Genomic DNA, 11,765 nt, shown 5'->3' on the forward strand with positions numbered 1-11,765 from the left:
CCACCCTTCTTAACACTTTCAAGTCATGCGTGATTCACGAAATGGGTGAATTGCGTCTCAATGTAGGAGAAAAGATATGGCACCTCATAAAGCTATCATAACGCAAGCAGACATTGCACGAGCTTTGAGAGAAGCAAAAAAACAAAAATGCGAACTCATAGAAATCAAACCTACCGGTGAACTGCTTATCTATCTTAAAGCAGATATCCCAATACCAAACTCAACAGCATATCCTGATAAAATATGGAATTTATCTCGTGATGATTATGAATTTGATATCGTCTTATAGGTGATCACCATGCCTAAACCACGTCTCCTCCTCATCTCGTTAAACAAATTACTCAACATGGCAAAATTGTATGGTATGTACGTATTGGTCACGGCAAACGCATTAGAATACGCGGTACCTATGGAACGCAAGAGTTTGTTGATAACTACAAAAGCGCACTTGCCGAGTTACAAGGGCTTATACTTCCTAAATCAAAAACTGGTAAACTTGTTGAAGGGTCATTTGNTGGAGTTGAACGGCGTAAAGAAACACCAGCAATGGCTAGAGAATTTCTGAAAGTACTTAATGGGCTTTTTAATTGGGCGATTGACCAAGGTCTTTTGGAAAACAATCCGACTTTAGGGGTCAAAAAACCTCCTCTAAAAAATAAAGGGGGCTTTCCTGTTTGGACAGAAGAAGATGTTGAGAAATATTATAAAAGATGGTCCCATGGTACCCATGAACGTGTTTGGATTGATGTTCTTCTTTACACGGGGTTGCGCCGTGGTGACGCCGTTCGTATTGGTTGGAAAGATGTTAAAGATAATATCATTCATCTCAAAACAGAAAAAAGTAAATTCCAAACAGATGTTTTTCTCCCTATTTTACCGGAATTAGCCAAAACACTTGAAGCTGGTCCTATTGGTGAGGACACATTCATTTGTAGTAAACACAGGGGGGAAATACCTAAAGAAAGATTCGGAATTACATTTTATAATGCTTGTACCCAAGCAGGTATCAAAAAAACAGCCCATGGCTTAAGAAAATTAGCAGCAACACGCGCAGCTAATTCTGGTGCAACAGTATCACAACTCAAAGCAATTTTTGGCTGGACACATGATGCTATGGCATCTCTCTACACAAAGAGCGCAGATCGCAAAAAACTCGCTCTTGAAGCCATAAAAAAGCTTCAAAAAGATGGGGGATAGAGGAAAAAAAATGTAATAGAATCAGGATTCCTCAATTCCCTTATATTAGACATAACTATTTTATTTTACTTGCTTTTTATTTGCCTAATGAATATACTAGCAACTTCATAACATTGGTAAGATTATCCGGCGGGCTATTATTAAAAGAATCAGAAAGTTTTTTGTAAAATTCTTTCCACAAACATTTATTTTCAATAAAGCCACCTAATTCATCAGCCTTAGCTTTAGCAAAGATATAACCAAAGTCTTCTAAAGCTTTAATGCGATAAAGAGTGAGATTATAAAATACATGCGTTTCATTTATTAAAGCAAATTCTTTTCTTTAAAAAGGTTATAGCCTTCTATCTAACAGCGTTTTTGCTGTAAAATTCAAATTATCGATCTGCTCAACTAAAGAACTTTCATTGTTTAGCTTTTGTGCTTTTTTCAAAGAGATGTGGGCTTTCAAGAATAAGCTTTTCTCGTGCTTTTTGTAACTGTTTAATGACTTCATCAATCTTTGATGGAGAACAAAAAGATTCTTGGCTATTCAACAAATGCAGCCTCTCCTTTCCCTCATACAAACATTGCATCTGAGATTGAAGTATTCTAACTTCTTGAAAAAAAAGACGTCCTGTTTCCTTAAAACCATTATTAAGTGCAAAAAGTTGATCAGAAATGGATAGCAGAATTTGTTTTAAAAAACGCTCATTTTCTTGGCGTTTACGATATTCTAAAATAAGAGCATGGCTTATCTCATCTAACTGTTTTTTTGTAGAATCAATTTGACGCAATAAATTTGGTTTTTCCCCCATATCACCTTTTCTCACCTTCACAAGCATAGCATGAATGTCTAATAACTTAATTGCGGAATGAGATAAATAATCAACAACTGTAGGCGTATTAACATAGCGTTTCCGTGCAATCATCACAAACTCACCTAATGACTGTTTTTTACATTCATCCCGCTATTTATTTTTCATTTTACAAGACCATTCTAAAGAAAGTGCTAAAAAATATTACCTCCAATACATTATTCGATGGAGCCCCTTCTCTCTTTTCACGATCAACGTGGAATCCGTGGAGAGAGAAAACGTACAGGCGTATAAAGGATAAGATGTGTTGTTTTTTCCAACACACTACTACCATCAGCAAGAAGGGCTTGACTAGGTGACAATTCTGTACCTTGCATAATTGTGGAAGCCAAAGAACCTTCTCGAGAAAGAGCCATCAACGTTGGCGAAGATGCAAAGACATTGTGTGCTCCCCCATCCACATGAGAGAAATCAAGAACAGCTATTCCATTTTTACGCAACATTTCAATATCTGAGCCATCGCCCACACGATGATGACCACCCGTAAGACGTCCTGAAACCGCAAGAGCTTTATCCGCTCTGGATACTAAAATAGCGGTTGGCTGCGGGAGTTTTTTTATATCATTAAGTTGGCGCTCAAATACATCAACATCAATATCTGGTGCAGCCATTAATAAACTTGTAATACGACGAATAGGCCTATATTTTCCCTGTAACGCTAACGTTCTAAATGCTTCCATTATAACAAAATTGCCCATAGAATGTGCAATAACCGAAATTTGATCAGCATTGGTTTCACTAATAAGTGTTAAAAGCTCTATCAATCCGTCACGGGCAAAATTAGCACTGTCACGATCATAAATATAAAGAGGAACTGATCCGGCCGAAGGCCAAGAATAATGCACAGCGACAACATTTAAAGAATAATCGTGTGTAAACTGTGCTGTACGAAATGTACCATCTGCAAAATTATTATTATACCCATGGATAAAAAGAAAAATTTCTCTTTTTCCTTTTGGCTTTTTTGCTAAAGCAGCATTTAATCGCTGTTTAAACTGTTCTTTATTATCGTATTTTTGCAATGCTACTGCTGCAAAATACTTATCATGCGTAGGTTTATAGGCATTTATTTCAACAACTCCCTTTACATGTTGCTGAGGAATTCCTACGTCAACACGATTATAATGAACTTTATTTGATCGCTCTGCACCATAAGGTTGAGCGTAATTATTTTGCATCATACGACTCGTTGCAACATACACTGGAACGATGGCTTTTGGAGAAACTGGTTTCCCTTCAACTTCCCTTTCTACGGCAGTCATAGAAGGTGTTGCATGCACCCCATGCCAAAGTACAGCACGTGAATCACTACACGCTGATAATAAAGAAATACAAATAAGAAGTGTTAAATATCTCAGAATCATTATACTTCTCACTGCAACTTCACCCCACCTTATAAAAATATAACATTTCAAATGCATAGATAAAGTAATAAAAAACGAAACATTATTGGCAACACACCAACAAATAACATACAAAAAAGATTTTTCTATAATGCCTATAAATCCCCTCTCTCTAACATAACTTCATCTCATTATGGAGATGACTCACTGCTAATTGGTGCGGTCGAGAAGACTCGAACTTCCACGGGTTACCCCACAGCGACCTCAACGCTGCGCGTCTACCAATTCCGCCACGACCGCACGTGGAAAGAAAAAATCCTGGTTTCTAGCCTTTAACAAATCATAAAGAAAGGTACAAGCCAATTTTCTTTTTCTCATAATTTATTTTATCCGGATGCTTTATAACTTAACAAAGATTACGAGAAATATGGGCTTTACTATGACCTTTGAACCATCATCATAAAATGTGCTTGTGCCGCTTGATCTTTTTCATAATAACCATGAAAGTTTTTTGTAATTGTTGTAGAGCCCTGTTTTTGGATTCCTCTCATAGCCATACACATGTGCTCAGCCTCAATCAATACTGCTACACCATGAGGCTTCAGATACGTTTTTAACGCGTGAGCCACTTGCGCTGTCATAGCTTCTTGAGTTTGTAAACGGCGAGAAAAAATATCTACAACACGTACAATTTTTGAAAGACCAACAATTTTTGCATTAGGAAGATATGCTATATGTGCTTTCCCAATAATTGGGATCATGTGATGCTCACAGTGTGAATAAAAAGGTATATTCTTTACGATTACGGCTTCATTGTATCCTGAAACCTCTTCAAAAACTGTACCTAAGGTTTCTTTAACCGATTGACTATAACCATTAAAAAGCTCGCGATATGCCTTGGCTATACGTTTTGGAGTATCTAAAAGCCCTTCTCTATTTGGATTTTCCCCTATCCATAAGAGTAATGTACGAATCGCTTCTTCCACCTTTTCAATACTCGGACGCTTTTCTTCAGATAAATTTGCGTCTTCTTTAACAACATTACGCATTCAAAAACTCCAAGCTTACTCTATACAAAGCATTTGCTCCATACCTATCTCATTTTGTATAATCTCTATATAAGCGAATTAAAAGTTTAAACAATCACGACTCTCAAAATTTCAGGCAATAGCGCATGATTGATAATATCTATAATGATAAAATACTTAAATATGCTGCACATATAGGCAAAATTGGGCGTCTTAATAATCCTGATGCAACATCAAGAAAACATGCGCACCTTTGTGGTTCGACAATCACTGTAGATTTAAAAGTGGAAAATGGTATTATTACCGGTTTTGCTCACGAAATACATGCATGTGTGCTAGGGCAAGCTTCAGCTTCACTTTTAGCATCTCATATCATCGGACAAACAACTCAAGATCTTAAAATATTGCGTGAAGTTATCTACCAAATGCTAACGCAAAATGGCCCTTCTCCTCAAGCTCCATTTGAGGATTTTTCTTGCTTACAGCCCATTAAAGACTATAAAGTGCGCCATGCAGCAACACTACTACCCTTTGATGCAACGATAGACTGCATTCAAAAAATTGAAGAAAAATAAATGTTCAAATTACAATCTCGACAAAAAAAGTTGACTCGGAATTACACAGGCACTTGGCAAAAAACATCTGGACGATTATTGGGTATTTTCTTAATACGTTTCTATCAAATAACACTTTCAAGCCTTATAGGCAATCAATGTCGCCATGCCCCAACTTGTTCAGAATATACATATGAAGCGATTGCACGCCATGGGCTTTGGGCTGGTGCATGGATGGGACTCTTTCGTATCATACGTTGTGGGCCCTTTGGAACAGATGGCTTTGATCCAGTCCCTCCATCGCTTGGAAATTCTTGCTGTTTTTATAAACCTTGGCGTTACTGGAAAATTTCTGACAAACACAACAAATAATCCTTTTCTTTTTTCACATGTATTGATAAAAAAATTAGTCTATAAGCTTTTTACTCAATTTTCACGAAACCATCCGCAATCGTTAGCGGAATTGGATTAAAAGGGTGTTTTTATGTCTTGCTCTATTTCTCTTTTTTTTCCCGATGGTTCAAAACGTAATTACCCCGCCGAAATGACAGGCTTGGAATTAGCAGAATCTATTTCTAAATCACTTGCAAAAAAAGCAGTCGCCTATAATCTTGATGGTATCACGCGAGACTTATCGGATCCATTGGGACAATCTGGTCAAGTAGAGATTATTACCCGAGAAGATTCACGCGCTCTTGAGCTCATAAGGCATGATTGCGCCCATGTCCTTGCTGAAGCAGTGCAAGAGCTCTTTCCTGAAACGCAAGTAACAATAGGTCCTGTCATTGAGAATGGATTCTATTATGATTTTGCACGCCAACAACCTTTTACATTAGATGATCTCACCGTCATTGAACAGAAAATGCATGAAATTATCCAACGCAATAAACCTTTTAGAAAAGAAATTTGGTCTCGTGAAAAAGCAAGAAAAGTTTTTTCTGAGAAAAAGGAATTTTATAAAGTTGAACTTATTGATAGCATTCCTGAAAATCAAGATTTAAAAATCTATTATCAAGGGGAGTGGTTTGATCTTTGTCGCGGACCGCACATGCAATCTACAGGGCAAATTGGGAATGCTTTCAAATTAATGAAAGTTGCAGGAGCTTATTGGCGTGGCGATGCCAATAATCCAATGCTCACGAGAATTTATGGAACAGCATTTGCAAATGAAAATGACTTAAAAGCCTACCTCCATATGCTAGAAGAAGCTGAAAAACGTGATCATCGCCGCTTGGGACGTGAAATGGACTTATTTCACTTTCAAGAAGAAGGGCCAGGAATGATTTTTTGGCACAAAAAAGGTTGGAAAATGTTCCAAAATTTGATCAGCTATATGCGTAGACGCCTTGATGATCATCAATATGCTGAAGTTAATGCACCACAAGTTCTCGATAGGTCACTCTGGGAAATATCTGGCCATTGGGGTTGGTATAAGGAGAATATGTTCAAAGTAATTTCAGCAGAAGAAGATTCAGATCATGGGAATGTTTATGCCCTTAAACCAATGAATTGCCCTGGTCATGTGCAAATTTTTAAACATGGTTTAAAATCTTATCGTGATTTGCCTATTAGACTTGCTGAATTTGGACTTGTTCATCGTTATGAGCCTTCAGGCTCTTTACATGGTCTTATGCGTGTGCGTGGTTTTACACAAGATGATGCGCATATTTTTTGTACTGATGAACAATTAGCCGATGAATGTCTCAGTATTAATGATCTTATTTTATCAACTTATGCTGATTTTGGTTTTAAAGGAATTAGTCTTAAGCTTTCAACACGTCCAGAAAAACGAGTTGGATCTGATGCATTATGGGATCATGCAGAAAGTATCATGGAATCTGTCCTTAAAACGATTGAAACAAAATTTGCAGGACAAATCAAAACAAGCATCCTTCCAGGTGAAGGAGCATTTTATGGTCCAAAATTTGAATATACATTAAAGGATGCTATCGGTCGTGAATGGCAATGTGGAACAACACAAATAGACTTTAATCTCCCTGAACGTTTTGGTGCATTCTATATTGATAAAGATTCAGAAAAACGTCAACCTGTTATGATCCACCGTGCTATTTTTGGATCAATGGAGCGTTTTCTTGGTATATTAATTGAAAATTTTGCTGGACATATGCCACTTTGGCTTGCTCCTGAACAAATTGTTGTTGCAACAATTACATCCGAAGCAAATGAATATGCCCAAAAAATAACAGCAAAACTTAAAGCTACTGGGCTTTCCGCAACAATAGATCTCCGCAATGAAAAAATTAACTATAAAATACGAGAACATTCTTTACAAAAAGTCCCCGTAATTTTGGTATGTGGCAAACGTGAAGCTGAAACAAACAGCGTAAATATGCGCCGCTTAGGAAGTACAAATCAAACCCTTTTATCTGTAGAAGATGTGATTAAACAACTCTCAAATGAAGCAACACCTCCAGATTTGCAACGTGTAATAAATGCATAATATCACGGAAGATGGTAATACGTTAATTTTTTACTATAAATCTTCAGTTTTTGTACAAAATGAAATAATTTGATATTGTAGTGTGTTTTTGTTTCATGCACAATGACCTATCATCAGAAAGAATAACGTGCTCTCTCTCTACAAGGTGGATTGGTGAAAAAGTTGAATATAAGCTATGAGCTGTTTAAATGCAAAAATCATAGACAATTGAATATTAATAATAACATTAACCTTTTACCTTTATAATGGAAAGATTCTTCTATTATCATGGATAGATCATTACAATAATTATAGCAACATCAAGCAAGGAAACTGAAAACAAGATTATATTTATTAATAAAAAATATGTAAAATTAGCTGAACAATGATATTTCTTATTCGTAAGATAAGCCCTTATAAAAAGGACAAGATATTGATTTATAATGATAATATATCATTATTCATATTAAATAAGGTTTCGAATATCATAGGCTTCTCTTATTTTTAATATGTTTATGTTGAATCTATCAAAATCATTTGCTTGCACGAAACAAGCGGAATGAGTGTGTGGATAAAAATTATTGAGAAAGGACTTTTAAAATGCCTACAATGAACCGCCTAAAGTGCTAAGGATTGTTGCAGTCATTGAGAACAGGCTATAACTATAATGATGATGCCGACTTGATCCTTCATAAATATAAAAATAGCGGTACTCAACGAGTTTACCATTAATCATTCACGAGGCATTATGGTAAAATAAGATTAAGAAGCCTTAAGAAACATCTCTTTAAAACAAGCACATGAATTGGTAAACTAATGGCATTCTACATCCCGCAATCTACACTGATGAGATATTGCCTTAATTTTTATAAAGCCAAATCAAAAAAATGGCAAAACTCAGCGTTTATTCTTTCTCTTCTTCATGTTTTACCAAATGAAAAACTCTTATAAAAACTCGTTAAATATACACATACGATATATGACTACTCGTTGAACGTATAAAATTCTGGGCACATCCATAAAACATCTAAATATCTACGAAACACATATAAAATAAAAAATATTATTATCGTGCTCTATCAAGAACACGCTTACATTCAATGAGTTCAAACAGAATTTCTTGTAACAATGCTTTATCAGTTTTATCTTTGTAAAGATTCACAGAACCGACAGATGTTTCTCCCTCACTCCTCATGAAACTCAAAAGCCCAAAAGAAGATTTCTTAGGCTTATTGCTAGCATTTTCAGAAGTTTGTCCTGCATGTTTCTTCTCTATGACCACATTCATAGCATCAAGATCACCATTACCCAATGCAGTTACAAAAGCAACACCATTTTCTTTCAAAAGGCGTTGAACACCTTTTATCGTATAACCCTGATCATATAGTAACTGCTTAATACCATTGAGCAAATCAACATCGACCGGACGATAATAGCGCCTTCCTCCGCTACGTTTCATTGGTTTAATCTGCCTAAAACGTGTTTCCCAAAATCTTAAGACATGCTGCGGAAGCTCTAATAACTCCGCTACTTCGCTAATTGTGCGAAAAGCATCAGAGCTTTTATCCATTTTGTAACACCTTATTTAAAACAAAATAAATTACTTCACAATGACTCATTCTGTCTCAATTTCTCAACAAGATTAGTCAAAAATAAGACCATCATTGATACCTTACTCACCAGTCTTTTTCTAAAAAATAAAGACCCTTATTTTATCCATTTCTTTAACAAATACCAAACATACCATGGCATTTATTTATGAGATATCATTTTTTCTGTTTTGCACGATGCGAATCTAAAATTCTCTGTTTAAGAACATTGGCAGCCTTAAACGTCACAACACGTCGCGGCGGAATAGGTGCTTCAACACCTGTTTTTGGATTGCGTCCAACACGTTCATTTTTACTGCGAACCTGAAAAGTTGCAAAAGAAGATAATTTAACCGCTTCACCTCTTACAAGTGAGTTGCAAATCTCATCCAAAACCAATTCGACTAAAGCTGCTGATTCAGTATGTGACAAGCCCACTCTTTTACAAACTACGCTCGCTAAATCTGCACGCGTTACTGTCTTACTTGTCATTATAACCACCTATTAAAATATTAAAAATTACAAAATGACTTATACGTTTTCTTGAAATATGGTCAAGTAGCCATAATTTACCAACGAATAAGAATTGCTCCCCATGTAAATCCACCTCCCATGGCTTCTAACATGATAAGATCTCCTTCTTTTATTTTTCCATCGCAAACAGCTGTTGTTAAAGCCAACGGAACTGATGCAGCAGACGTATTACCATGTTGATCAACGGTAATCACAACTTTATCTAGTGAAATTCCCAGCTTTTTAGCAGATGCTTCAATAATGCGCTTATTAGCCTGATGAGGTACAAACCAATCTAGTTGTGAAGAATCCATACCAGCAGCTGCAAAACAATCATCAACCACATCCGTTATCATACCAACAGCATATTTAAAAACTTCTCGTCCTTCCATACGCAAATAGCCTGTCGTTTGTGTTGTTGAAGGTCCACCATCAACATATAGCTTATCTATATAAGCACCATTAGAGCGCAATTTCGCAGACAATATACCACGCTCAAAAGCAATACCCCCCTCAGTTTCTTGTGCTTCCAAAATAACAGCACCAGCACCATCACCAAACAAAACACATGTCGTACGATCCTCCCAATCTAAAATTCGAGAAAATGTATCGGATCCAATAACTAAAATTCTTTTAGCCCCTCCACACCGTAAATAAGAATCTCCTGTTGTTAAAGCAAAAATAAAACCAGAGCAAACAGCTTGAATATCAAAAGCAAATCCATGGCTCATTCCCAAAGCATGCTGAATTTCAACAGCAGAAGCAGGAAAAGTGCGATTCGGGGTGGACGTTGCTAAAATAATACAATCGATGTCTTTTATTGTTAAACCAGCATTTGTAAGTGCTTCTTGCGCAGCCTCAACTCCTAAAGAAACAGTTGTTTCATTTTCACTGGCAATATAACGTTGGCGTATTCCTGTACGCTGAACAATCCATGAATCTGACGTTTCAACAAACTTTGCAATCTCATCATTTGATAAACTTCTTTTCGGCAAAGCACTTCCTACACCACGTATAATTGACCGAATCATTCAGCTCTTACCTTTTCTTCAAATTTTTTATTTCTATTATAAGAGCTTATCATAAGGACTCTCCATTCATCACCGCTTCATCTTCTTGGTCAAAAAGTGTTTCTTTATTTTCATGAAATCGCCGTAAATCAGCCGTTATTTTTTGTAAAAGTCCATTATTAACCATTTTATAACCAACGCGGATAGCAGAAGCAAAGCCATTAGCATTAGCACTGCCATGACTTTTTATAACAACACCATTCAAACCTAAAAGCACTCCTCCATTCACCCTATCAGGATCCATTTTATGTTTCAGTATACGAAAAGCACCCCGTGATAAAAAATAACCAAGAGATGTTAAAAAAGAACTGCGCATTGCAGAGTTTAAAATCTCTCCTATCTGTCGCGCGGTTCCTTCTGCGGTTTTTAAAGCAATATTACCAGAAAACCCCTCTGTCACAACAACATCGACTGTTCCTTTTCCAATGTCATTGCCCTCAACAAATCCTTTATATTCCAATCCTTCTAATTGCACTTCACGCAATATCATTCCTGCTTTTTTTATTTCATAAAGTCCTTTAACCTCTTCCACCCCCACATTTAAAAGCCCAACACTTGGTCTTTCAGTGTGATATAAAGCGCGAAACATACCTGCTCCCATAACCGCCAAATCAACCAACTGACTAGCAGAAGCACCAATTGTTGCTCCAATATCTAAAACAATACTCTCACTGCGCAGTGTTGGCCAGATACCCGCAATACCAGGACGTTCAGCCTCTGCAAGCATTTTCAAACAAAAATAAGACATGGCCATGAGTGCACCCGTATTACCAGCAGAAATGCAAGCATCAGCTTCACCATTTTTTACCGCTTCAATGGCGTACCACATTGATGATTTACCACGTCCATTACGAAGTGCTTGGCTTGGCTTTTCATCCATGCGTGTATAACTTTCTGTAGGGCAAAAGCGCGATACAGAATCCAAACAGGGATATTTTTTTAAAACCGGACGAACAGCCTCCTCTACTCCATAAAATAGAAAATAAATATTTGATAAATATTTTTGTACAATTGCTGCTCCTGCAATAGCTGCTTCTGGACCGTAATCACCGCCCATGACATCCACAGAAATTCTAATCACGCTTGCATATCCCACATCTTTTCATTTACATCTTTAAATACATATTATGATTTTTGGCTCCTGAATACTCACACAGCACATCTTGCGAAAATCGCT

At 36.7% G+C, this 11,765-nt stretch carries 11 protein-coding genes, 1 tRNA gene and 1 pseudogene; 5 read left to right on the plus strand and 8 right to left on the minus strand.

The features are described from left to right. Positions 1-76 precede the first annotated feature (76 nt). Both ACFIMX_RS07860 and ACFIMX_RS07865 read left to right on the plus strand, forming a co-directional pair. Complete coding sequence (locus ACFIMX_RS07860; RefSeq protein ID WP_375640113.1) at positions 77-289, plus strand: hypothetical protein; 213 nt, start codon at positions 77-79, stop codon at positions 287-289. A gap of 9 nt (positions 290-298) precedes the next feature. Next, positions 299-1,197: pseudogene (locus ACFIMX_RS07865) on the plus strand (tyrosine-type recombinase/integrase). Between the two features lie 401 nt (positions 1,198-1,598). On the opposite strand, the gene ACFIMX_RS07870 reads toward ACFIMX_RS07865, so the two are convergent. The 4 genes from ACFIMX_RS07870 to folE form a co-directional block, all read right to left on the minus strand. Continuing rightward, on the minus strand, positions 1,599-2,105 hold the full coding sequence (locus tag ACFIMX_RS07870) for a hypothetical protein (protein ID WP_015856440.1): 507 nt from the start codon (positions 2,103-2,105) through the stop codon (positions 1,599-1,601). Between the two features lie 137 nt (positions 2,106-2,242). After that, positions 2,243-3,415: an alpha/beta hydrolase gene (locus ACFIMX_RS07875; RefSeq protein ID WP_375618498.1), complete on the minus strand. Its 1,173-nt coding sequence runs from the start codon at positions 3,413-3,415 to the stop codon at positions 2,243-2,245. Positions 3,416-3,609: 194 nt separating this feature from the next. Further along, positions 3,610-3,694: transfer RNA gene (locus ACFIMX_RS07880), tRNA-Leu, on the minus strand. Positions 3,695-3,831: 137 nt separating this feature from the next. Beyond that, positions 3,832-4,443 carry a GTP cyclohydrolase I FolE gene (gene folE / locus ACFIMX_RS07885; RefSeq protein ID WP_375611579.1) on the minus strand — a complete coding sequence of 204 codons (612 nt, stop codon included), beginning with the start codon at positions 4,441-4,443 and terminating at the stop codon, positions 3,832-3,834. A gap of 125 nt (positions 4,444-4,568) precedes the next feature. Between folE and ACFIMX_RS07890 the strand changes: the two genes are divergently transcribed. From ACFIMX_RS07890 to thrS, 3 genes are all read left to right on the plus strand, one after another. After that, on the plus strand, positions 4,569-4,997 hold the full coding sequence (locus ACFIMX_RS07890) for an iron-sulfur cluster assembly scaffold protein (protein ID WP_375618499.1): 429 nt from the start codon (positions 4,569-4,571) through the stop codon (positions 4,995-4,997). Next, complete coding sequence (gene yidD, locus ACFIMX_RS07895; protein WP_375640109.1) at positions 4,998-5,348, plus strand: membrane protein insertion efficiency factor YidD; 351 nt, start codon at positions 4,998-5,000, stop codon at positions 5,346-5,348. A 112-nt stretch (positions 5,349-5,460) separates the two neighbouring features. After that, positions 5,461-7,437, plus strand: a complete 1,977-nt coding sequence (thrS, locus tag ACFIMX_RS07900) for a threonine--tRNA ligase (RefSeq protein WP_375694297.1) — start codon at positions 5,461-5,463, stop codon at positions 7,435-7,437. Between the two features lie 1,045 nt (positions 7,438-8,482). On the opposite strand, the gene ACFIMX_RS07905 is transcribed toward thrS, so the two are convergent. The 4 genes from ACFIMX_RS07905 to plsX form a co-directional block, all read right to left on the minus strand. After that, on the minus strand, positions 8,483-8,986 hold the full coding sequence (locus tag ACFIMX_RS07905; protein WP_375618502.1) for a MerR family transcriptional regulator: 504 nt from the start codon (positions 8,984-8,986) through the stop codon (positions 8,483-8,485). A gap of 196 nt (positions 8,987-9,182) precedes the next feature. Then, positions 9,183-9,497 carry an integration host factor subunit alpha gene (locus ACFIMX_RS07910; protein ID WP_273791377.1) on the minus strand — a complete coding sequence of 105 codons (315 nt, stop codon included), beginning with the start codon at positions 9,495-9,497 and terminating at the stop codon, positions 9,183-9,185. Positions 9,498-9,574: 77 nt separating this feature from the next. Then, a complete protein-coding gene (locus ACFIMX_RS07915) occupies positions 9,575-10,549 on the minus strand; it encodes a beta-ketoacyl-ACP synthase III (RefSeq protein WP_375640107.1) in 975 nt (324 codons plus the stop codon). Between the two features lie 49 nt (positions 10,550-10,598). Next, positions 10,599-11,669: a phosphate acyltransferase PlsX gene (gene plsX / locus ACFIMX_RS07920; RefSeq protein WP_375618503.1), complete on the minus strand. Its 1,071-nt coding sequence runs from the start codon at positions 11,667-11,669 to the stop codon at positions 10,599-10,601. Positions 11,670-11,765 lie beyond the last annotated feature (96 nt).

The sequence above is a fragment of the Bartonella sp. AD24XZML genome (genome assembly GCF_042196485.1).
Taxonomy (GTDB): Bacteria; Pseudomonadota; Alphaproteobacteria; order Rhizobiales; family Rhizobiaceae; genus Bartonella.